The following is a 21433-nucleotide window of genomic DNA, read 5'->3' on the forward strand; positions in this document are numbered from 1 at the left end:
TTATTGCGCTTTATCAGTAGGTTCTATGCCGACGGAGCGCAGTTTGCGGTATAAATTGGTGCGATCCATGCCGACGCGTCCCGCCAATTTGGCGATATTGCCTTCGCAGAGGCGGAATTGCGCGAGGAAAAATTGGCGCTCGAATTCTTCGCGCGCTTCGCGCAGGCTTAAGTCCAGCAGATAGCCGAGATTGCCGAGCAGCCAATCGCCGGCATTGTCGGCATTGCCGAGCGGCACCAATGCGGTTTGTGCTTCTTCGCTGGAGATTTCCGCGTCTTCGTTTTGTATCAGCAGGCGTTGGACGAGGTTGCGCAGTTCGCGGACGTTGCCCGGCCAACTGTGCTGGCGCAGGGTGTTTTGCGCGGCGAGGCTGAAGTGGCGGTAGGGCAGTTGTTCGTAGTCGGCAAAATGTTTGCTGAAATATTCCAATAATTCGGGTACGTCGTTGCTGTGTTCGCTGAGAGCGGGGATGTGCAGATGCGCGACGGTGAGTTGGTCGTACAAAGCGCTGTCGAGGCTGTCTTTGAGTTGCGCGGCTTCCGCTCTCGAGGCGGCGATGATGCGGATTTGGCAATGCTGCTGCGTGCCGCTGTGTCCGGAGAAGTATTGCTGCTCGGTGATGAGGTTGAGCAGCAGGTTTTGCAGGGCGGCGGGAATGTGGGCGATTTCGTCTAAAAACAGCGTGCCTTGCTCGGCTTGGGCAATCAGCCCGATTTGCTGGGCGCTGCCGATGAGGGCGTTGAGCATGCCGTGTTCGTCCATGCCGGCAAGCGGCGCGTGAATAAATTTGCCGTCGCGCCAATGGCTGTGCTGATGTATGAGGCGCGCCAGATGCTGTTTGCCCGCCCCTGCTTTGCCGGTAATGAGCAGGGGTACGTTTTTGCCGGCAAGTTCCCGCGCCTGTTCCTGCAATTGCTGCATGTCGGCGGTTTTGCCTATCCATTCGACCGGCGGGTCGATTTGCGCTTTCAGCGCGGCGTTTTGGCTGAGCAGTTGCTGGGTTTGCAGGGCGCGTTCTATCGTGAGCAGGAGTTTGGAGGTGGAGAGGGGTTTTTCCAGAAAGTAATAGGCGCCGAGTTTGGTGGCTTCGACGGCGGTTTCGATGTTGCCGTGTCCGCTCATCATAATGACGGAGCTGTTGAAATGACTTTGTTGCTGCCATTCGCGCAGGAGGCTGATGCCGTCGGTGTCGGGCATCCAGATGTCGAGCAAGACCAAATCGGGCAGATGGGCGCTGTATTGTTGGCGCGCGCTGTCGGCATTTTCGGCGCTGAGGCAGCGATAATCTTCGTCTTCCAAGATGTCGATGAGGCTTTCGCGGATCATTTCTTCATCATCAACGATGAGAATCGTGGCGGATGTTTTATTCATTGTGGTTCTCAATCGGTAATATGAAGCTTATTTTAGCACCTTTTAGGGTTTTGGCATGTCCTGCTTGGATGCTGCCGCCGTGTTCGTTGATGATTTTTTTCACGATTGCCAAACCTAGCCCCGTGCCTTTGCTTTTGCCGGTTACATAGGGTTCAAAGGGGTCTTGGTGCAAATTGGTAAAACCTGTGCCGGCATCTTCGATGCTGAAAGCGGTCTGTTTGTCTTGGCGGCTGCTTTGCCAGCGGATGGCGGGCATGTTTTCTTCGCTCATGGCTTCGACGGCGTTTTTCATCAGGTTGTGCAAGACTTGGCGCATTTGCACGGCGTCGGCGAAAATGCGCGGCAAATCGCTGTCTAAGTCCAGAGAAATCGGCGTTTCGGGGTACATGTCGGCAATTTCGCGAATCAGATGGTTCATATCGACGGCTTGGCGGCGCAGCTCCAGCGGTTTGGCAAATTGGCTGAAGTCCGCCACCATTTGCTGCATGGCATCGACTTGGTTGATGATGGTTGAAGTGGCGCGTTCTAAAATGCGGCGTTCTTCATCGGCGAGTTTGTCGTTTAATTTGCGTTGCAGGCGTTCGCCTTGCAGGCGGATGGGAGTCAGCGGATTTTTGATTTCATGGGCGAGGCGGCGTGCGACTTCTTCCCAAGCGGCATTGCGTTGGTTGTGCTGGAATTCGGTCACGTCTTCAAAGACGATGACTTGTCCGCCGCGCTGTTTGCGGTTTTGCAGAGGCAGCGGCGCACCATGGCAAATCAGGGTCTTGCGCGTGCTAAAGCGGCTAAGGGTGATTTCCGTACGCCAGCTGTCTTTTGAGTTGAGCAGGATGTCTTGCAGACCGAGCATGAGTTCGCCGTAGGCATCATGAGCTTGCGTGTCGTGACGCGGCGGTTTTTGTCCCTGATAGTCGCTGAGCGGACTGTCTAAGAGTTGCGCGGCAACGGGATTGAAGCGTTGCAAGCGTCCGTGCCAGTCCAGCGTCAGCACGCCGGCGCTGAGGTTGTCCAAGAGGGCGTTGAGGAAGTTGTTTTGGTCGCTGAGTTCGTCTTGTATGCGGTAATTCATGCTTTCGGCATCGCGCAGGGTCAGGAGCATGGCGTTGAAGTTATTGCCTAAGGTGCCGAGGTCGTTGTTCGGCATGTCCGTGATGGGGGTGGAGAAATCGCCTTGGATGACTTGTTTGGTGGCTTCGATTAATTGGCGCACGGGGCGGGTCATGGTGTCGCCGAAGAGAGCGCTGATCCACAGCGCGCTTAGGACGGTCAGGGTCAGAATCAGTCCTAATACAAAGAGCAGGCTGGCGGTGATGTGCGGTTGCAGATAGAGAAAGCTTTGATGTTCTTCATAGCTGGCGCGTACGTTTTCCGCCAAGCGGTTAAAGCTGTCGGGCAGGGAGAATATGGCTTGCAGATAGTAGGGTTCGCGGTTGGCTTTGCTGATGTCGGTGACGACTTTGATGGTGTAGCCGTCGGCATCGTTATTGGCGAATTCAAAATATTCCTGCGCATTGTCCACTTGCAGGAGGGCGAGCGAGCTGGGCGCTTCGACGGTCATAACGGCTAAGTCTTGGTGAGCGAAGGCGACCAGATTGCCTTGTTGATCGAAGACGGAGAGTTCCAAAGCATTGGCATTGCGCCGCATCGGCTCAATTGCCGCTACCAATTGCGCATAGTCCATGGGCTGCATGAATGCCGCGAGACTTTCCGATTGGGCAAGAGCTTGGCGCGCTCGCATGCCGACCGCCGAGCGCGTGATTTGCAGAGCGTCTTGCAGGGCAACGCTGATTTGGCGGTTGAAAATTTGTCCCAAATCATAGGATAAGAATAGCCAAGTAAAGCCCGCGATAATGCCTACCGGTATCAGACTGGTAAAGAGCATGCGCAGGGCGAAAGACAGGGAGAGACGTGCGCCGCTTTGGTGCTTGCGCAGGCGTTTGACGAGATTGACGGTCTGCCAGATGGCGGCAGCGGTCAGCAAGATGATGCCGATGAGGGTCAGCACGAGCAGGCGCGTGTAATGCGGGGTGGAAAAGCCGGGATTGGTCGCCGCTTGGCTGAGATGGAAGATGGCAAAGAGGGTGGTTAAGATGCCGATTGCGCCGCTGAAGCTGAAAAAAAGCAGGCGCTTGGTCGAGCCTTTGCCGAGGCTGCGCGGTTTTAGAGCTGACATGGCAGGCTCCCGCTGTCCAGCGTCCATTGGGCGAAAAATAAGGCATTCAAACGCAGGGCGAAGGGCAGTTGCGCTTGGGATAATTGCATGCGCAGCATAATCGGCGTGTCTCTTTCTCTTTTGTCTAGGGGCAATTGTTCGATGCTGCCCAAGGCTTTTAAGGCGCTGTCCACATCGCCGAAGGGCAGCGGCGTTTGCGCGCCTTGTTGCAGGGTATAGGATTGGCTGAGATGGTTGTAATCCAAATGCCATTCCTGCACGGCAAGGCGGCGCGGGCTTTGCCACCACTGTGCGCCGGCTTCTTCGATGCTTAGGCGGAAAAACAGGCTGATACCGCTGCGCAATGCCGCCAGCGGTTCTTCGGGCAGGCGGATATGAAATTGCGCATCTGTCTGCCATTGGGCATCAAGCACATAGCAGCGGCTGCTTTGCAGGCTGATTTGCGCCGCCGCCGGATAGGCGGCAAGGCATAGGCAGAGCAATGTGCAATAACGCATCAGCCTTCCGTTTTCTCAAGCAGGGCGTAGAAAAAGCCGTCGCCGTCCGCATCGGGCAAATGCAGCATGCCGAAGCCCGTGTCTTGGCAATGCGGCAGTTCCGTCGGGCGCAGGCGGGCGTCGCTTTGCAGCATCAAAAATTGCTCGATTAATTGCTGGTTTTCGCGCGGCAGAATCGAGCAGGTGGTGTATAGCAGTCGCCCTTTGGGTTTCAAGGTTTGCCAGATTTGGCGCAGCAGCCGCATTTGCGTTTTCGGCAATTGCTTGAGGTCTTCCGCGCTGCGGACAAAGGCGATGTCGGGATGGCGGCGCAAGACGCCGCTGCCGGAGCAAGGCGCGTCGAGCAGGACGGCATCGAAGGCTTCACCGTCCCACCATTGCTCGATTTCGGCGGCATCGGCGGCAAGGCATTGTGCCGTCAAACCTAGGCGCGACAGATTGTTTTGTACTTTCTGCAGGCGCGTCTCGGATACGTCCAATGCCAGCACTTGTGCTTGCGGGGCAAGCTCTAGCAGATGTCCGGTTTTGCCGCCGGGAGCGGCGCAGGCATCGAGAATGCGTTCGCCGTTTTGCGGATTGAGCAGTGTGGCGGCGCATTGGGCGGAAGCGTCCTGCACGCTGATTTGCCCTGCATTAAAGCCGGCAATGTCTTGCACATTCATGCCGCTGTGCAAGGTCACGGCTTGGGCGTGCAGCGGGTTTTCCGCGCCTAGTTCGGGGTTTTCCGCCAGCCATTGCGCGCGCTCGCCGCGAATACGCAGTGTCAGCGGCGGTTGTAAGCGGTTAATTTCCGCCAAAGCGACAAGGGCGTTGCGCTGCACGCTTGCCAGCCATGCCGGCACATTGTAAATGCGGAATTTGTCCAACAAATGGCGGCTGGCTTCGCGTTCGCGCTGCACATTGCGCAAAATCGCATTGATTAAGCCTGTGGCATTGCCGATACCGTTGCTTTTCGCCAGTTCGACCGTTTCATTTAAGACGCCGTGATCGCCCAAAGAAAGACGCAGCAGCTGATAAATGCCCACATTTAAGATAATGCCCAAAAAGGCCTGTTCTTCGCTGGGCGGCTCTTTTAAGAAGCTGTCGCGCAGCTTGGACAGCGCGGGATATTCGCGCAATACGCCGTAGACCAGCGCTTGATACAAGGCTTGATCGGGTTCGCGTACCTGCGCTTTGGTGCTTTCCAATAAGCCGTTTAAAGATTGCTGTTCAAAGACTACCGCGTGCAAGGTTTGCACCGCCGCTTGGCGGGCGTTCAGCGGTTCGCTCCAATCAATGCGCACGGTTTCGCGCGGCGCTTTGCGTGCTGAATCGAAGTCGCGGCGCGGTTTGCGTTCGCCGCTAAACGGACGTGCAGGACGATCGCCATCAAATTCACGACGCGGCTTGCGTTCGCCGCTAAACGGACGCGCAGGACGATCGCTATCAAATTCACGACGCGGTTTGCGTTCGCCGCTAAACGGACGTGCAGGACGTTCACTATCAAATTCACGACGCGGTTTACGTTCGCTGTTAAAAGGACGTGCAGGGCGATCGCCATCAAATTCACGACGCGGTTTGCGTTCGCCGTTGAAAGGACGTGCAGGACGATCGCCATCAAACTCGCGGCGCGGTTTGCGTTCGCCGTTGAAAGGACGTGCAGGACGTTCGCCATCAAACTCACGACGCGGTTTGCGTTCGCCGCTAAACGGACGCGCAGGACGCTCGCCATCAAACTCGCGGCGCGGCTTGCGTTCGCCGTTGAAAGGACGTGCAGGACGATCGTCATCAAACTCGCGGCGCGGTTTGCGTTCGCCATTGAAAGGACGTGCAGGACGCTCGCCGTCAAATTCACGACGCGGTTTGCGTTCGCCGCTAAACGGACGCGCAGGACGATCGCCATCAAATTCACGACGCGGTTTGCGTTCGCCGTTGAAAGGACGTACAGGACGATCGCCATCAAATTCACGACGCGGTTTGCGTTCCCCGCTAAACGGACGTGCAGGACGTTCACCATCAAATTCACGACGCGGTTTGCGTTCGCCGTTGAAAGGACGTGCAGGACGATCGCCATCAAACTCGCGGCGCGGTTTGCGTTCGCCGTTGAAAGGACGTGCAGGACGTTCGCCATCAAACTCACGACGCGGTTTGCGTTCGCCGTTGAAAGGACGTGCAGGACGTTCGCTGTCAAATTCGCGGCGCGGTTTACGTTCGCTGTTAAAAGGGCGGGCGGGTTTTGCATTGCCTGCGCCGCCCTTGCCGTGGGCGGCTTTGCTTTTGCCGCCAAATTGGCGCGCTTTACCAAAAGCAGTTTTTTTATTCATGAATTGTTTCCTTCAATACTTGCCGCTAGGCGGCAATATTATGATTTGATTTGAAATTGTTTGCCGCTTAAATCGCGGCCGTTGCGCAGTTGCGCGGCGCTTATCGCTTGTTTGCCCGGAAATTGCAGCAATTGCAGGCGCAGGATGCCTTTGCCGCAAACGACGTCAATTCCTGCTTTGCTGTGGGCGATAATGCTGCCGGCAGGAGCGGCGGCGCTGCCCTCGATCAATTCCGCCGCATAGATGCGGATGTTTTCCCCTTCCAAGGCGCTGTAAGCGACGGGGAAGAGATTAAAGGCGCGGATTTTTTGCAGGATATGGCGGGCGTCGTCTTGCCAGTTAATCTCGGCTTCGCTTTTGCTGAGTTTGTGCGCATAGCTGATGCCTTCGTCGCTTTGCGCAATCGGCTGCTGCGCTTGTGTCAACACGAGGGGCAGCGCTTCCAACAGGGCTTCTGCGCCGAGCTGCATCAGGCGGCGGTGCAGTCCGACGGCGTCGTCATCGCCTATCTCAAGGCGTTTTTCCAACCATACGGCGCCGGTATCCAAGCCTTTGTCCATTTGCATGATGCCGATGCCCGTTTCTTTATCGCCGGCTTCTATCGCGCGCTGAATCGGCGCCGCACCGCGCCAACGCGGCAGCAAGGAGGCGTGGATATTGATGCAGCCCAAGCGCGGATAATCCAAAAACCATTGCGGCAGGAGTAGTCCGTAAGCCGCCACGATTACTAAATCGGGGCGCGGCAGTTCGGGAAAAGGCGGCGTATCGGCTTGCAGTTTTTCGGGCTGCGCAATCGGAATTTGATGCGTTAGCGCAAGGCTTTTGACGGCGCTGGGACTGAGTTTGCGTCCGCGTCCTGCGGGGCGGTCGGGCTGGGTCAGTACGCCGCTTACGGCATAACCCGCTTCAATCAGGGCGGCGAGGCTATGGGCGGCAAATTCGGGGGTGCCGGCAAACCACAGGATCGGTTTAGTCACGCGTTTGCGCCTCTTTGATGGATTTGGCGAGTTTTTTCTCGATGCGCTCGCGTTTCATGCGCGAGAGATGGTCAATGAATAAACGTCCGTGCAGATGGTCGATTTCGTGTTGGATGCAGACGGCGAGTAAGCCGCTTGCTTCGCGTTCTTGCCTTTCGCCGTATTCGTCCTGATAACGCACGCGAATCTGCGCAGGTCGCCATACGCCGGCGTATTGCCCCGGCAGGGATAAGCAGCCTTCTTCATACTCGGCAAGCTCTTGCGAGCTGTCGATGATTTCCGGATTAATCAGCACGAGCTTGTCGCTGGCTGCGGCGATTTCCGATGAGTTTTCCTCGTCTGCGCTTTCCTCGCTTTGGCTGTGCGCTTCCTGAGGCGGCATCTGCGGCACATCCATGACGGTCAATCGTTGATGAATGTTCACTTGCGTTGCCGCCAATCCGATGCCTTTGGCGGCGTACATGGTTTCAAACATGTCGGCAATGGTGTTGCGCAGGGCTTCGTCGAATGTTGTGATTGTCGCCGCTTCTTGGCGTAAACGTTTGTCGGGATGAATTAAAATCGAATATGCGGACATAAGGTCTCCGTCTTGTTTTTGCGCGGGTATTTCTGCCGCGCTTGCAAAGGTTCTGAATAAAAAGTAGGAAAATGACGCTAATGCCGTTATTATACGCAATGTAACCCTTGAGGTTAATATTATGTATTGTTTTTGAGGAGTCAAAGGTGTCAGCAAACCGTGTAAATGGATTATTAATGGGTGCTTCTTTGGTAGCGATTCTGGCAGGATGCAGCTCACCGCGCGAACCTTTTGCCAATCGCCTGGATCGGCCGGACGAGCAATGTTTGGCAGGCAATTATCATCAAGGCGTTTCGCCACAGGCGGCTTTCGGCGATCGCCAAGTAATGCGCTATGTGGTGAAAAAAGGCGATACGCTATGGGATATTTCCAAGCGCTTCTTAGTCATGCCTTGGTATTGGAAGCAATTGTGGTATGACAATCCGCAAATCCGCAATCCGCATCTGATTTATCCGGGCGATGTCTTAGCGGTGGTTTCCATCAACGGCGAAAGACGCATTACCATGATTGAAGGCAACGGTCCTTATCACGGCAAAGATACCGGCCGCATGGTCAGAGTGAAAAGTCCTGAGCATATCGATATACACCGCATGAAACATTCCGAGCAATCGCATAATCTCAAAATTTATAAATACACGCCGAACGGCGATCGCGAATATGCACTCAATGACGGACCAATCAGTATCGCTCATGGCGCAATCAAGCCTATGTTGCTGAAAACGGAAATTTTATTACCGCATCAGATTCAAAGTCTGCCGAAAATCTTCGGCGATGCCGGCGATTATTTGACCTTAAGTCAGCAGCAGGAAATTTACACTCACAGCGTGCCGAACGGCGTCAGCGAATTGAATGTGTATCGCGTCGGCTATCCTTTGCATGACTATGTGGGCGGAAAAGCTGTGACCCGAGCGGACGCAAACGGTAGAAACAGCGCGGCGATTTTAGGCTATCAAATGGATTATATCGGCAAGGTCGAGGTCAGCGGTTTTGACGTGGCAAGCGGTTTGACCAAATTACGTCCTGTCGAAGTGGCGCAAGCGATGAAAGAGGGTGATGTTTTGATGCCGGTCAATGCTTATGACGACCGCGACTTCTTCCCGCAATTGCCTTCTGCGCAATGTAATCGCGGTTATATGATTACCAACACCAATACGCAAACTTTGAGCGTGAAAGAATTTGACACGGTGGTGACCAGTTTCGGTCGTGATAACGGCGCGCAAACCGGCGATATTTGGAAAATTGTCCGTCCAGGACCTTCGCGCGTGATTGACGGTAAACCTGTGCAAATTCCTGCCAAAGATTTGGGTTATCTGATGATTATCAGAGTGTATGACACGCACAGCTTAGGATTTGTATTGGATTCTACCCAAAATATCGATATTACCGATTGGTTGGTACGTCCTTAACTCATGAACGATTCGCTTAAGGCATGGTGTGCGCTGCTGCGCGCGCCGCAATTAGGCAATAAGGGATTTTCCCGATTACTGGCGGCCTTCGGGTCGCCAGATGCTTTTTTTGCCGCCTCTGCGGCAAGTATTTGTCAGCATTTGCCCAGTGTCAAAGAAACCCATTGGCGCGCTTGGCAGGAGATGCTCTCACACCCTGATGTGCAGAAAGATATCGATTGGCTTCATGCGGCGGATAATCGCTATATCATTACCTTGCATGATGAAGGCTATCCGCCTTTATTGAAAGAAATTGCCGATCCGCCGCCGCTTTTGTTCGTTTTGGGTAATGCGGAAGTCTTGAGCATGGTGCAATTGGGCGTGGTAGGCAGTCGTCAATCCACGCCGGGCGGTGAGGCGGTTTGCGGGCATATTTGCGAGCAGGTGAGTGCGGCGGGGATTGTGATTACCAGCGGTTTGGCTTTGGGGATTGACGGGGCGGCGCATCAAGCGGCGCTCAATGCCGGCGGACAGACGATTGCGGTGGTCGGGACGGGATTGGATCGCGTCTATCCGGCGCGTCATCGCGATTTGGCGTATCAGATTGCGGCGCAAGGGGCGATTGTGTCGGAATTTCCGATCGGCGTGGGTGTGCGTCAGCATCATTTTCCGCAGCGCAACCGCATTATCAGCGGTTTGTCGGCGGGGGTATTGGTGGTTGAAGCCAGCGTGCAGAGCGGTTCTTTAATTACGGCGCGTCATGCGGCGGAGCAAGGGCGCGAGGTCTTTGCCATTCCCGGTGCGATTCAAAATCCGCTGAGTCGCGGTTGTCATGCTTTGATTCGTCAGGGCGCGAAATTAACCGAGACGGCGCAGGATATTTTGGAAGAATTGTTGCCGCTGGCGAAGGCGAATTGGCAATTGCTGCACAAGGCCGCACCGCAAGCGGATGGGCTTGAGGTACAGGCGGTGCAATCTCCGCAAAATCAGGTGGCTAATCCTCAAGCGGCGGATGAGGGGCAGTCGGCTTTATTGCAGGCGATGGGTTATGAACCTGTGCGCGCCGACGACTTGCTGGCGCGTACGGAATTGACGATTAGCGAAATTTCCGCCATGCTGTTAATGCTTGAATTAGACGGCGAGGTGCAGGCCTTGCCGGGCGGACGCTATCAGCGTCTTAAATCTTAGGAGGAAGTGATGCGCGAGTCGGTCATAGATGTCTTGTTTTATCTCTTTGAAGATATTTTGGAAGAAGAGGGCGCAGATGAAACCGATTTTGAATTTGTTGCCAATAGTTTGGAAGAAGCCGGCTTTGCGCGGGAGGATATTGTCCGCGCCATGGACTGGTTTTATGCTTTTGGGAATTTAAATGAAACGGCGCCGCAGGTCGGGCAGCATGCCATCCGCGTGTTCTCAAGCCGCGAGCGCGAGTTTTTAGACAGCGAATGCCAGAATTTTCTTTACGGCTTGCAAAGAAGCGGCGTGATTGACGGCGCCATTTTGGAAATGGTGATTGAGCGCGCCTTGGCTTTAGAAGAGCCTTTGGATGTCGAGATATTGCGCTGGGTGGCTTTGATGGTCATGCTCAATGCGCGGCGGCAGGAAGATGATCCGCTTGTCGGCGCTTGGCGCGAGCAATGGCTGTATGTCGATGATAATAATGTATGGCAATAATCAGGGATTGAGGAAATGACAAAGCATCTGTTAATCGTAGAATCGCCGGCGAAGGCGAAAACCTTGCATAAATATTTGGGCGCGGATTACGAAGTCTTGGCTTCTTACGGGCATGTGCGCGATTTGGTGCCGAAAAACGGCGCGGTTGATCCGGAAAAGGACTTCGCGATGAATTACGAAGTGATTGACCGCAATGCAAAACATGTGAGCAATATCGTCAAGGCATTAAAAGGTGCGGATTCCTTATTGCTCGCGACTGACCCCGACCGCGAAGGCGAGGCGATTTCATGGCATTTGTATGAATTATTGAAAGAAAAAGGCGCTTTGGATGATAAAAACGTGCAACGCGTCGTTTTTCACGAAATCACCAAAGCGGCGATTTTGCATGCAGTGGAAAATCCGCGCGGCATTGCGATGGATTTGGTCAATGCCCAGCAAGCGCGGCGGGCATTGGATTATTTGGTAGGTTTTAATTTGTCGCCGCTGCTGTGGCGCAAAGTGCAGCCGGGGCTTTCCGCAGGACGCGTGCAATCCCCTGCCTTGCGCATGATTGTTGAGCGCGAGCGCGAAATCGAAGCCTTTAAAACGGAAGAATATTGGAAAATCGCCGCTGCCAATCTCTTTGGCAAACAGGCTTTCCAAGCGGGATTATCCGTATTTGCCGGCAAAAAAGTCGAGCAATTCAGTTTTACTGACGAAGCCGCCGCACAAGCTGCGATTGCCGCCTTAAAACAAGCGGCGAACGGCGTCTTGCAAGTCATCGAGGTGCAGGCGAAAGACCGCAGACGCAATCCTGCCGCGCCTTTTATTACCTCTACTTTACAGCAGGAAGCGGCGCGTAAATTGCGCTTTAGCGCGCAGAGAACCATGCGTGTTGCCCAAAAATTGTATGAAGAAGGCTGCATTACCTATATGCGTACCGATTCCGTCAATTTGGCGAAAGAAGCGGTGGCTGCCATTCGCGAGCTGATTCAATCGCAATATGGACAGACATTCCTTCCCAAAACCGCGCCGACGTACAGCACCAAATCCAAAAACGCCCAAGAGGCGCACGAGGCGATTCGCCCCACCGATATACGCATCGAAGCGGGACAATTGCCGGCGGATATGGGGGGCGATGAGCGCAAACTCTATGATTTAATCCGCAAACGCACCCTCGCCTCGCAAATGTCGCCGGCGATTATGGAGCAAGTGAGCATTGATATGCAGGCAGGTAGTGCAGAACACCAGTTCCGCGCGACCGGTTCGACGATTAAATTCTCCGGCTTTATGAGTGTCTATTTGGAAGATCAGGACGATGTCAGCGAAGAAGAAGGCGGCATCCTGCCTGCGCTTAAAGCAGGCGATGAGGTGCAGGTACAGGATATTCTTGGCACGCAGCATTTTACTGCGCCGCCACCGCGTTATTCCGAAGCCAGTTTGATTAAAGCCTTGGAAGAAAAAGGCATCGGTCGTCCTTCGACTTATGCCAGTATCATTTCTACGCTGATGAACCGCGAATATGTGGAAATGGATAACCGCCGCTTTATTCCTACCACCATTGGCAAGGTCGTGAATGATTTCCTGACCAATCATTTCGAACGCTATGTGGACTATGACTTTACCGCCAATCTGGAAGACGAATTGGATGCCGTTTCGCGTGGAGAAATGCAATGGAAACCCTTGCTGGCGGAGTTTTGGCAGCATTTCCACGGTCAAATTGAAGAGAAAAAAGATATTTCTCGCGAAGAAGTCATGCAGGCACGGGAGTTGGGCACAGATCCCAAATCAGGTAAACCGATTAGCGTGCGCTTCGGGCGTTTCGGGCCTTTTGTCCAACGCGGCAGCAAAGATGATGAGAATAAACCGGACTTCGCCAGTATTCCGCCGGAATGGAATTTCGAGCAAATCACGCTTGAGCAAGCCTTGGAATTGTTTAAATTGCCGCGCGTTTTAGGGCACAGCGAAGAAGATGGAGAGATTGTAACAAATCTGGGGCGTTTTGGTCCTTATGTGCGTTTCGGCAAGAAATATGTCTCCCTGCCGAAAGAAGAAAATCCTTTTACAATCAGCTTTGAACGTGCTTTAGAATTGATTGCGGAGAAGAAGGCATTAGACGCGCAGAAATATATAAAAGAGATAAAAAATGGAGATGAGATATTACAAGTTTTGAATGGTCGCTTTGGCCCATATGTAACAAATGGTACTATTAACGCCTCGATACCGAAAACATTTACCCCTGAAGAAGTCGATTTAGCGCAAGCGCTTGAATTGCTCGAAAAAGCGAAGGAACGTAAGGCTAAACGCGGTGCGAGTGGTAAAACGGCAAGCAAAAGCAAAACGACGGCTAAAATATCCAAAACCGCCGCTGCAGAAAGCAAAGCCGCTGCTAAAAAAACTACCAAAACCACAGCGACTAAGGTAGCGAAAAAATCAGGGGCAAAAACTGTGAAGAATAAGACTCAAGAGTAAAACATGAAAAAAGATGAACATGATGATTTGCGCCACGGCTTCGGCTTTTTAATGCATGACACCACGCGTTTGATGAACCGCTATTATGATCGCCGTGTGCGCGCCTACGGCATCACCCGTACGCAATGGACCCTGCTGACCTATTTATTCCGCTATGAAGGCGTAAGCCAAACTAAATTAGCCGAATATATGGATTTGGCACCAATGACGCTTACTCGTCAAATCGATAAATTAGAGGAAGACGGTCTATTGTCGCGTCGCCAAGATGCTCGCGATCGCCGCACCAATCTGATTTATCTCACAGCTAAAAGCCAGCCGCTGATGGATCATATGCATGAAATTGCAGTGGAAGCCAAAGAAGCGGCATTGAAAAATTTTAGCGACGAAGAGCGGGAAGCATTGCGCAAATATTTATTGCGTATGCGGGAGAATATGGCTTTAGCCTAAAGCTTAAATAACAGTATAGATTTCTTTTGCTGCCTTTTTGATTTAAACAAAAGAACTATCGATATGATTAATGTTTACGGTGTGGATTCAGCCTATAATCCGCACCTTTTTATTAGGAGGAAAAAATGATTCAAGGTTTTAAAGAGTTTATTTCTAAAGGCAATGTGGTAGATTTGGCAGTGGGAGTCGTCATGGGGGCGGCATTCGGCAAAATCGTGACAGGATTGGTTGAGAGTTTTATCAATCCCTTAATTGCGATGCTTTTTGGCCAGCCGAATTTTGATTCCGTGAAATATGTGATTGCAGGGACTGAATTCCCGATTGGCAATATCATTACTGCAGTAGTGAATTTTTTTTTAATTGCCTTGGCGGTGTATGTCTTTATCGTGGTGCCGATGAATAAGCTGAAAGATAAAATGAAAAAAGAAGAGGCGATTGTGGAGCCGGCAGAAGAGATTCTGTTGCTGCGTGAAATTCGTGATAGTTTGGAATTGCGCCGCGCTAAAGCAGATGCGTCAATGAATAAATCTTCCTTATCATAAAAGCAATATCGGCTTTGGTGATTTAAAAGAATCAATATAACTTTGCTGTATTTTCTGCATAATATAGTCGGAGAAATGAAAAAGTATTATAGTCAAAGAATTTAAAAAGAGTTACAACTTCGGTTCACTTTTTCGTACTCACTGTATCGCCTGCAATTTGCCTCCTTGTGTCACTTTTTAAATTCTTCGATATACAAGGCGGTGAGCCGCAGACAGTACAAGAGCGTACGACAAGGCGAGCTAACACCGTAATACTTTTTCAATTCTTCGACTATAACTAAAAATGCCGTTTGCAATCTTTATATGCGAACGGCATTTTTAATCGATGGTAGATTCAAATATGAACTGCAACGCACCCAAAGCTAGCTTTAACCTCCAATGGCGTCATAAAGTCTAGCACCTTACGAGGACGATTATTCAAATTGTCCTCTATCTCTTTGATGAATTCAGCGCAGAGATTATCAAGTCTCACAGACTTCGGCAAAAATTGCCGAATCAATCCGTTGAGGTTCTCATTACTCCCTCTCTCCCAAGAGTGATAAGGTCTGACAAAAAATATCTCGGCATTGAGTGCTTCAGCTATCTGTTCATGCCGAGAAAATTCTTTGCCATTATCAAAAGTAATCGTGCAAACCTTTTCAGCATTAAGTATCTCTATACAAGCTTGTGCCACTTGTTCGGCTTTACGATGCTTCAATGCTTTGAGTTTGAGTTCTCTCGTTGTTCTTTCTACAAGAGTCACTAATGCTCCTTTGTGCTTATGACCAATGACCGTATCACCTTCATAATCCCCTAAACGGCTACGCTGTTCTACTATTTCCGGGCGTTCTGAAATATCTACTCTGTTGGGAATGTGCCCGCGTCTGTCATGAGCTTTGAAGCCACGTTTACGGTAGGTTTTCTGACTACGCAGATGACGATATAAGTCTGCGCCTGATTTCTTGTCTGCATAAATATAGCGATAGATGTTTTCATGACTGGGAACATGTTGCCAACCCAGTCGTTTAAGACGCCCTGTTATCTGTTCGGGAGAATATTTTCTCTCAATCAGATGATTGATGTAGGCTTTGGCAAAATCACTGAGTTGATAAGCGTTTTGCTTTTACGATCTTGTGCCATTTCTTGAGCTTGCAGCGGTCGATAAGCTCTTTTACCTGTATTGCGTTTGATCTCTCGGCTGATGGTATAGTCAAAGAATTGAAAAAGTATTACGGCGTTGGCTCGCCTTGCCGTACGCTCTTGTACTGTCTGCGGCTCGCCGCCTTGTACTACTTTTTCACTTCTCCGACTATAGATTTATGGCAGCCCACGATATTGGCTATTTCGCTATATGAATAAGCGCTTTTCTTAAGCACGGATATTTATACCTTTGTTCTTGTTAAGATGTGTATAGTGTTTCATAACGTTCTGATAGGTAAGAGTTGATGAGCAAGTGCAACACCGCACATCTTACATCTTCTCTCTTGTCTATTAAACGTTGCACTTCAAGCTTGAATCTAAGGTCTTTAATGTTATGAGCAGAGTTTTCCGAAAATAATGAATTATCGAACGGTCGCCGCCATATCGCCATTATCAAACATCAACACCTGCTCAGGAAAACGCAAAGCCGCCAAACGAAATGACGACTGATGCGGCGGCGTGCCTGATTGTCTGTCGCGCCAGCGTGCGCCTACCGAAAAATCCACACAAAACACATTCTTCCTCGCGCCATGCCAAGCATTGCCCTGTGGCGGCATCAAATGAGCCGACTCATTCTTCGCCACTTTTTTCGGATACCAATTGCGCCAATAATGCCCTATCACAATCGGTGTCGGTTCAACATAATCATTCCACCATGCAAAACGCTCGGTAGCACGCCAGCGACCGCCCGCAAAAAAAGGCTTATCCGATATTTTTTCCACTCCGCAGCTCAAAGCCCGAATAGGATTCAAGCGGCTGCGTGCCAAATCATATTCTGCGCTTGCAGGCATCATAGGAGGGCTTGCATGAGGATTTTCCAACATATCGGCCAATATTTCCTGTTCGCGCAAATAATCGTCATACCAAGATGCCGACTGAATATGTTTCAGCAAAAACTTGTCAAAATAACGGTATCGCTCAAGCAGACTCCCTTCCGCCTGCTCAATTTGCGCCATACTTTCAGGCAACCATGCCGCATGCACAATCCGCAAATCAGCGCGTTCCAATAATAAAGGCTGCTGCGACAGCCAACCTTCCAATGCCGCCTTACCGCCCTCTGCCTGCACATGCCACGGCGAATATTTCTGATCTTTTTGGCGGCGTTCGGCAAAATACCAACCCGAACCGTCCTTAGCATCATGCACCAATAAATTCAGCTCATGATTACCCAACACCATATAAGCCCAGCCCGCATCATGTGCCGATTTAAACCATTCTAATATCGCAGGACTATTTTGTCCCCTATCGCACAAATCGCCCACAAAAACCAATCTGCGTCCCTGCGGGTGCGAACCGTTTTCCCGATAGCCCAAATAATGAAGCAGGCTTTCCAAAGCCTGCCATTCGCCATGCACATCGCCTACAATATCCAAAGGCGTATCAGGCAACGTTTGACGCAATGAATACATCATTTTCTCCTTAAAATCCGTATATTGTCTAAATCATCAACCATGGCATGAAGATAGCATATTTATGTGGATTTCACTATCATCGTACTGAAAAACTAGCGGCGGCGGTTGTCGCCTTGATTTTGTGTCTAGCACCGGCATAGTGTTTTGCATAAAATGCAGAAATAGCCGCGTATAGGTATTTGTTGGTAAGCATTGTTGTGAATATTACGCCGACAGGGTATTTTATTTTCAGACAGCCCGAACATAAAAATATATAGGATAAACATGCAATACAAGCCCGATTTTTTGAACCCGCGCCCCATTTTTACCGCGCAAGAGCAGAGGCATTTAGCGGCATTAAGCGCCGAATTGCCCTTATCTGTTTTGCTGCAATCGCCGCGCAATATGGAAGAAATCGGCATTGATTTTGTGCACAGTTCCGCGCAATTAGAGGGCAATACCTACGACAAGCATGACACGCTTGCGCTGTTAAAAATGGGACAGACGGCGGGCGGAAAATTATTTTCCGATGCCGTGATGCTATTGAATTTGCGTGCAAGTTACGAATACATGCTTTCCTGCTTGGACGCGACTCAGCCTGAACAATGGAAAACATTTATCAAAAACACACATGCCCTGATTGCTAAAGACTTATTGCCTAACTATGAATTGGGTACGGTTCGGCAAAGTGGCGGACACATTTCAGGCACGGACTATACGCCTTTGGTGAATCCGCAAAAATTAGACGCTGAATTGAATTATTTAATCGGCATTGCGGAAAAAATCGCCAACCCATTTGATAAAGCACTATATTTTCATAATAATCTGGCATATCTGCAATTTTTTCGCGATTGCAATAAACGCACCGCCCGCAACACCTTCACTTTTACCCTAATGCAAGCGCAAATTTTCCCATGCGTGTTTTTGCAAGACAGCTACAAAGCCTATTCAGACGGCATTTTTGCGTATTATGAAACAGGGGAATTTACTTTATCGCGCGAATATTTTATTTATGCCTATGAACAAACCGTGCAAAAATACGCACCCAAACCTGACCCTGAATTTAAGCGAGACATTTAATTTTCAGGTAGCCTTTCAGTACACGACACAATTCATTTAGGGTGCGTGTTACGCACCGAAATTTCAATGATTTGGTGCGTGGGACGCACCCTACATTTTGGGTGTTTGTAAAAATTGTCGTGTACTGTAAGGTAGCCTGAAAACATATTTAGGAATAAAAAATGAGTAATTTACTGATTGAAGTTCAAATCTTACAAAATCTATTAATTTCTCGTGCCACAGGTGGAATTAACTCATCAAACGAAAAGGAAGCTAATATAGACTACTTACGATTGAGAACATTACTATTTTCAAATAAGGAATTAGAAAAATATATTCCAAATTTTTTAATGGCATGCAGAGATTTACATCAATTTTGGCACGAAGTAAAAGCACCTAGATTTGAAACTTATGCTGAACGTAGAAAATTTATTTATGATGAATTTGCGCCTCTACTGAATTTTATAGAATTTAGTTACAACAAAGTTCAACCTTCTGACAATTTGACCAATGAAATTATCCAAAAAATTGACGCGATACATGTAGAAAATGCTTGGAAAAAAGCTCTTGAAAGACGGCTTGAAGACCCAGAAGGGACAATTACATCAGCAAGAACATTGATTGAAAGTGTATGCAAGCATATTTTAGATGAAGATAATATTTCTTATGATGATAAACAAGATTTGCCTGCGTTATATAAACAAACGGCAAAACATTTAAATTTAGCTCCATCTCAACATACAGAGGAAATTTTTAAACAGATTTTAGGCGGTTGTACGGCAATTATTGAAGGATTAGGAACGCTGCGAAATCGTTTAAGTGATGCACATGGGAAAGGGAAAATAGGTGTTCAACCAAAACCACGCCATGCCGCATTAGCTGTTAATTTATCAGGATCATTAGCCGTTTATTTATTAGAAACTTGGGAAAATAAGAAAAATCCCAAATTGTAATTTTCAGAGAGCCTGAACCCCTATTTTTTAATCTTTTACGAGAAAAAACATGAACATCTCCCAAATCATCGCCACCGAACTTGGCGCACAAGAAACCCAAATCCAAGCCGCGATTACCCTGCTGGACGAAGGCGCAACCGTCCCCTTTATCGCGCGTTACCGCAAAGAAATGACGGGCGGACTGGACGACACGCAGCTCCGCACGCTCGCCGACCGCCTGACCTATTTGCGCGAATTACTCGACAGAAAAGCCACCGTACTGAAAAGCATTGAAGAACAAGGCAAACTCACGCCCGAACTCGCCGCGCAAATTGAGGCTTGCGACAACAAAACCGCGCTGGAAGACCTGTATTTGCCCTACAAACCCAAACGCCGCACCAAAGCACAAATTGCGCGTGAAAACGGTTTGCAGGCATTGGCGGATTTGCTGTTCAGCCAGCCTGAAACCGACCCCGAAACCGCCACCGCCGCTTTCATCAACAAGCAAGTGCCCGACAGCAAAGCCGCTTTGGACGGTGCGCGCGCCATTTTGGTGGAGCAATTTGCCGAAGATGCCGAATTAATCGGGCTTTTGCGCGAAAAATTGTGGCAGGAAGCCGAAGTCCATGCGCAAGTGGTGGACGGACAACAAGAAACCGGCGAAAAATTCAAAGATTATTTTGATTACCGCGAGGCGATTCGTGCCATGCCCAGCCATCGTGCCTTGGCGGTTTTGCGCGGTCGCAATGAAGGCATTTTGCAGGCTGCCTTAAAATATCAGCCCGATAAAACACCCATTACCGAGCAATCCGAATACGAAAAAATCATCTGCCAACATTTTGATTTGCAGGATAAAAATCGCCCTGCCGACAAATGGTTGCGCGATACCGTGCGTTTGACTTGGCGGGCGAAAATTTTCCTGTCTTTGGAATTGGAAGCGTTCAGCCGCCTGAAAGAGCAAGCCGACACCGACGCGATTACCGTTTTTGCGCGTAATTTGAAAGACTTACTGCTTGCCGCCCCCGCAGGTCGTTTGCCGACTTTGGGGCTTGACCCCGGTTATCGCAATGGCGTGAAATGCGCGGTGGTGGACGACACGGGCAAATTATTGGATACCGTGATTGTGTATTTGCATCAAGAAAACAATATGTTAAATACACTGGCAGCCTTAATCAAAAAACACCAAGTCAAGCTGATTGCCATCGGCAACGGCACCGCCAGCCGCGAAACCGACAAAGTAGCAGGCGAATTGATTAAATCATTGGGATTGAAAGACTTGCATAAAATCGTCATTTCCGAAGCGGGCGCGTCCATCTATTCGGCTTCGGAATTGGCGACGGCAGAATTCCCCGATTTGGATGTGAGTTTGCGCGGTGCGGTGTCCATTGCGCGGCGTTTGCAAGACCCCTTGGCGGAATTGGTGAAAATTGACCCGAAATCCATCGGCGTGGGGCAATATCAGCACGATGTGAATCAATCACAACTGGCAAAATCTCTGGACGCAGTGGTGGAAGATTGCGTGAACGCGGTGGGCGTGGACGTGAACACCGCTTCTGCACCTTTGCTATCCCGAATTTCAGGTTTAAATCAAACCCTTGCCCGAAACATTGTCGCCTACCGCGATGAACACGGCGCATTTCCCAACCGCAAAACCCTGTTAAAAGTGCCGCGTTTGGGCGAAAAAACCTTTGAACAGGCGGCAGGATTTTTGCGGATTAACGGCGGCAGCGAACCCCTAGATGCCAGCGCGGTTCATCCAGAAGCCTATGATTTGGTGACGAAAATGTTGGCAAAATACGATTTATCGGCAGATGACGTGATTGGCAAACGCGAAAAAATCGCTCAAATCAAAGCCACTGATTTTATTGACGAACGTTTCGGTTTGCCCACGATTATGGACATTTTGGCGGAACTGGAAAAACCCGCCCGCGACCCACGCGGCGCATTCCAAATGGCGAATTTCAGCGAAGGCGTGAATGAAATCAGCGATTTGGAAATCGGCATGATTTTGGAAGGCGTGGTGTCCAATGTGGCGAACTTCGGCGCATTTGTGGACATCGGCGTACATCAAGACGGCTTGGTGCACATTTCCGCCCTGTCCAATCAATTTGTCAGCGACCCACGCGAAGTGGTGAAAGCAGGCGATGTAGTAAAAGTAAAAGTGCTAGAAGTGGACGCGGCACGCAAACGCATCGCCTTGACCATGCGTTTGGACGATGATGGAAAAACGCTTGAAAAATCAGGGAAATCAGAAAAACGCGATTTCAGACAATCTCCAAAATCCAAACCACGCAAAACGGCAGTGAAGAATACGGCAATGGCAGATGCTTTTGCGAAGTTGAAAAAATAAACCGTTCAGGCTGCCTGAAGTTAATTATTTGGAGATTGAGATGTATAGAAAAGTGATATGTTTATCAACTATATTATTGATTTTATTGGTTATGTTTTTAATTTTGTTGATATTTTTCAATTTTC

General features: G+C 50.2%; 16 protein-coding genes and 2 pseudogenes. 9 read left to right on the top strand and 9 right to left on the bottom strand.

Annotation, left to right across the window (positions count from 1 at the left end):
- From DYC63_RS04175 to def, 6 genes are read right to left on the bottom strand one after another with little or no spacing between them, the layout of a single operon-like run.
- Complete coding sequence (locus DYC63_RS04175; protein WP_115218091.1) at positions 1-1371, bottom strand: sigma-54-dependent transcriptional regulator; 1371 nt, start codon at positions 1369-1371, stop codon at positions 1-3.
- On the bottom strand, positions 1364-3544 hold the full coding sequence (locus tag DYC63_RS04180) for a sensor histidine kinase (RefSeq protein ID WP_172459414.1): 2181 nt from the start codon (positions 3542-3544) through the stop codon (positions 1364-1366). The genes DYC63_RS04175 and DYC63_RS04180 overlap by 8 nt, the downstream gene beginning before the upstream one ends.
- Positions 3532-4041, bottom strand: coding sequence for a DUF4390 domain-containing protein (locus DYC63_RS04185; RefSeq protein WP_115218093.1), 510 nt, complete (start codon positions 4039-4041; stop codon positions 3532-3534). The genes DYC63_RS04180 and DYC63_RS04185 overlap by 13 nt, the downstream gene beginning before the upstream one ends.
- The gene (rsmB, locus tag DYC63_RS13110) at positions 4041-6344 is read right to left on the bottom strand and encodes a 16S rRNA (cytosine(967)-C(5))-methyltransferase RsmB (protein WP_245888026.1); all 2304 of its coding nucleotides are present in this window, start codon (positions 6342-6344) and stop codon (positions 4041-4043) included. Before rsmB ends, DYC63_RS04185 begins: the two co-directional genes overlap by 1 nt.
- Positions 6345-6382: 38 nt before the next feature.
- Positions 6383-7321, bottom strand: a complete 939-nt coding sequence (gene fmt, locus DYC63_RS04195) for a methionyl-tRNA formyltransferase (RefSeq protein WP_115218094.1) — start codon at positions 7319-7321, stop codon at positions 6383-6385.
- Positions 7314-7898, bottom strand: a complete 585-nt coding sequence (gene def / locus DYC63_RS04200) for a peptide deformylase (RefSeq protein WP_115218095.1) — start codon at positions 7896-7898, stop codon at positions 7314-7316. The genes fmt and def overlap by 8 nt, the downstream gene beginning before the upstream one ends.
- Before the next feature lie 146 nt (positions 7899-8044).
- Between def and DYC63_RS04205 the strand changes: the two genes are divergently transcribed.
- The 6 genes from DYC63_RS04205 to mscL all read left to right on the top strand — a co-directional run bounded on the left by DYC63_RS04205 (position 8045) and on the right by mscL (position 14397).
- The gene (locus DYC63_RS04205) at positions 8045-9304 is read left to right on the top strand and encodes a LysM peptidoglycan-binding domain-containing protein (protein ID WP_245888028.1); all 1260 of its coding nucleotides are present in this window, start codon (positions 8045-8047) and stop codon (positions 9302-9304) included.
- 3 nt (positions 9305-9307) lie between these two features.
- Complete coding sequence (gene dprA / locus DYC63_RS04210; protein WP_115218096.1) at positions 9308-10471, top strand: DNA-processing protein DprA; 1164 nt, start codon at positions 9308-9310, stop codon at positions 10469-10471.
- Between the two features lie 9 nt (positions 10472-10480).
- Complete coding sequence (locus DYC63_RS04215) at positions 10481-10957, top strand: DUF494 family protein (RefSeq protein WP_115218097.1); 477 nt, start codon at positions 10481-10483, stop codon at positions 10955-10957.
- 15 nt (positions 10958-10972) lie between these two features.
- Entirely contained in the window at positions 10973-13408 is a 2436-nt protein-coding gene (gene topA / locus DYC63_RS04220) for a type I DNA topoisomerase (protein ID WP_115218098.1), read from the top strand.
- A 3-nt stretch (positions 13409-13411) separates the two neighbouring features.
- Positions 13412-13855 (top strand): MarR family winged helix-turn-helix transcriptional regulator, encoded by a 444-nt coding sequence (locus DYC63_RS04225; protein WP_115218099.1) that lies wholly within the window; start codon positions 13412-13414, stop codon positions 13853-13855.
- 125 nt (positions 13856-13980) lie between these two features.
- Complete coding sequence (gene mscL / locus DYC63_RS04230) at positions 13981-14397, top strand: large conductance mechanosensitive channel protein MscL (RefSeq protein WP_115218100.1); 417 nt, start codon at positions 13981-13983, stop codon at positions 14395-14397.
- Positions 14398-14731: 334 nt separating this feature from the next.
- Here the strand turns inward: mscL and DYC63_RS04235 are convergent.
- The 3 genes and pseudogenes from DYC63_RS04235 to DYC63_RS04240 form a co-directional block, all read right to left on the bottom strand.
- Positions 14732-15693, bottom strand: a pseudogene (locus DYC63_RS04235) (IS30 family transposase).
- Positions 15690-15798, bottom strand: a pseudogene (locus DYC63_RS13710) (helix-turn-helix domain-containing protein); the annotation flags it as partial. The pseudogenes DYC63_RS04235 and DYC63_RS13710, both read right to left, overlap by 4 nt.
- A 140-nt stretch (positions 15799-15938) precedes the next feature.
- A complete protein-coding gene (locus DYC63_RS04240) occupies positions 15939-16988 on the bottom strand; it encodes a metallophosphoesterase (RefSeq protein WP_115218102.1) in 1050 nt (349 codons plus the stop codon).
- A gap of 264 nt (positions 16989-17252) precedes the next feature.
- On the opposite strand from DYC63_RS04240, the gene DYC63_RS04245 reads away from it, so the two are divergent.
- The 3 genes from DYC63_RS04245 (at position 17253) to DYC63_RS04255 (ending at position 21308) form a co-directional block, all read left to right on the top strand.
- Complete coding sequence (locus DYC63_RS04245) at positions 17253-18047, top strand: Fic family protein (protein ID WP_115218103.1); 795 nt, start codon at positions 17253-17255, stop codon at positions 18045-18047.
- 161 nt (positions 18048-18208) lie between these two features.
- The gene (locus DYC63_RS04250; protein WP_115218104.1) at positions 18209-18979 is read left to right on the top strand and encodes an abortive infection family protein; all 771 of its coding nucleotides are present in this window, start codon (positions 18209-18211) and stop codon (positions 18977-18979) included.
- Positions 18980-19028: 49 nt separating this feature from the next.
- The gene (locus tag DYC63_RS04255) at positions 19029-21308 is read left to right on the top strand and encodes a Tex family protein (protein WP_115218105.1); all 2280 of its coding nucleotides are present in this window, start codon (positions 19029-19031) and stop codon (positions 21306-21308) included.
- The last annotated feature ends 125 nt before the right edge of the window (positions 21309-21433 follow it).

Origin of the sequence: Suttonella indologenes (assembly GCF_900460215.1) — a bacterium.
GTDB classification, from domain to species: domain Bacteria; phylum Pseudomonadota; class Gammaproteobacteria; order Cardiobacteriales; family Cardiobacteriaceae; genus Suttonella; species Suttonella indologenes.

Coding starts and splice junctions, on each gene's coding strand:
- DYC63_RS04245 (WP_115218103.1), top strand. CDS start 17,253: ATGCAATACAAGCCCGATTTTTTGAACCCGCGCCCCATTTTTACCGCG.
- DYC63_RS04225 (WP_115218099.1), top strand. CDS start 13,412: ATGAAAAAAGATGAACATGATGATTTGCGCCACGGCTTCGGCTTTTTA.
- mscL (WP_115218100.1), top strand. CDS start 13,981: ATGATTCAAGGTTTTAAAGAGTTTATTTCTAAAGGCAATGTGGTAGAT.
- def (WP_115218095.1), bottom strand. CDS start 7,898: ATGTCCGCATATTCGATTTTAATTCATCCCGACAAACGTTTACGCCAA.
- rsmB (WP_245888026.1), bottom strand. CDS start 6,344: ATGAATAAAAAAACTGCTTTTGGTAAAGCGCGCCAATTTGGCGGCAAA.
- DYC63_RS04185 (WP_115218093.1), bottom strand. CDS start 4,041: ATGCGTTATTGCACATTGCTCTGCCTATGCCTTGCCGCCTATCCGGCG.
- DYC63_RS04240 (WP_115218102.1), bottom strand. CDS start 16,988: ATGATGTATTCATTGCGTCAAACGTTGCCTGATACGCCTTTGGATATT.
- DYC63_RS04175 (WP_115218091.1), bottom strand. CDS start 1,371: ATGAATAAAACATCCGCCACGATTCTCATCGTTGATGATGAAGAAATG.
- DYC63_RS04250 (WP_115218104.1), top strand. CDS start 18,209: ATGAGTAATTTACTGATTGAAGTTCAAATCTTACAAAATCTATTAATT.
- DYC63_RS04215 (WP_115218097.1), top strand. CDS start 10,481: ATGCGCGAGTCGGTCATAGATGTCTTGTTTTATCTCTTTGAAGATATT.
- dprA (WP_115218096.1), top strand. CDS start 9,308: ATGAACGATTCGCTTAAGGCATGGTGTGCGCTGCTGCGCGCGCCGCAA.
- DYC63_RS04255 (WP_115218105.1), top strand. CDS start 19,029: ATGAACATCTCCCAAATCATCGCCACCGAACTTGGCGCACAAGAAACC.
- topA (WP_115218098.1), top strand. CDS start 10,973: ATGACAAAGCATCTGTTAATCGTAGAATCGCCGGCGAAGGCGAAAACC.
- DYC63_RS04180 (WP_172459414.1), bottom strand. CDS start 3,544: ATGTCAGCTCTAAAACCGCGCAGCCTCGGCAAAGGCTCGACCAAGCGC.